This window comes from Photorhabdus hainanensis, assembly GCF_018448965.1.
Classification (GTDB): domain Bacteria; phylum Pseudomonadota; class Gammaproteobacteria; order Enterobacterales; family Enterobacteriaceae; genus Photorhabdus; species Photorhabdus akhurstii.
In genome coordinates, this window is the sequence record NZ_RCWD01000159.1 from 1 (window position 1) to 252 (window position 252).

Consider the following 252-nt stretch of genomic DNA (forward strand, 5'->3'; position numbering starts at 1 on the left):
CAACATCGTTTCATGCTCCGGAGATTGTTCAATCAGTTGATGGACAAATTGGGAGAGATCCGGCGTATGTCCATTCAGTAAAAATAAAAACAAAAATGCCGATCTTGAATATCGGCATTTTACTGTAAAAGAGAAGATTAATTTAATGCTTTAACGCTTCAATTTTATCCCGGCTCAGTCCGGTACTGGTGACAATAATGTCCAAACTCACGCCATGCCGTAATAAGGCACGAGCCGTTTCCACTTTACCTT

Annotated in this window: 1 pseudogene; it reads right to left on the minus strand. The window is 40.5% G+C overall.

Annotated elements, in window-relative coordinates:
• Positions 1–142: 142 nt before the first annotated feature.
• Positions 143–252, minus strand: a pseudogene (locus EAE92_RS24910) (ISNCY family transposase); the annotation flags it as partial.